Annotated in this window: 1 protein-coding gene; it reads right to left on the reverse strand. The window is 68.1% G+C overall.

All coding sequences use genetic code 11. The features are described 5' to 3' along the window. Positions 1–94 precede the first annotated feature (94 nt). Positions 95–527, reverse strand: a 433-nt coding sequence (locus J5M58_RS26150; protein ID WP_207880232.1) for a kinase/pyrophosphorylase, incomplete at its 5' end; no start/stop codon positions are given.

The following is a 527-nucleotide window of genomic DNA, read 5'->3' on the forward strand; positions in this document are numbered from 1 at the left end:
GGTCGATCATGGGCGCCGCCCCGCGCGGTCCGTCGCGGCGCATGCCGCGCGCGACGGCGATACGGCGCCGCCCCACGCGCCGCGCGCCGCGTGGTCAATACGATTGCCGCTCGAGCTTGATTTCCTGCAGGATCGTCGTCGCGATCTCCTCGATCGACTTGTGCGTCGACGACAGCCACTTGACGCCTTCGCGCCGCATCATCGCTTCGGCCTCGTTGATCTCGTAGCGGCAGTTCTCCGGCGCCGCGTACTTGCTGCCGGGGCGGCGCTCGTTGCGGATCTCGGACAGGCGCATCGGATCGATCGACAGGCCGAACAGCTTGTCGCGGTGCGGATGAAGCGGCGTCGGCAGCTTGCCGCGCTCGAAGTCTTCCGGGATCAGCGGATAGTTCGCCGCCTTCACCCCGTACTGCATCGCGAGATACAGGCTCGTCGGCGTCTTGCCGCTGCGCGACACGCCGATCAGGATCACGTCGGCGTCGGCGAGGTTGCGGTTCGACTGGCCGTCGTCGTGCGCGAGCGAGAAG

Source organism: Pseudomonas sp. 32_A (assembly GCF_017490905.1).
GTDB lineage: Bacteria > Pseudomonadota > Gammaproteobacteria > Pseudomonadales > Pseudomonadaceae > Aquipseudomonas > Aquipseudomonas inefficax.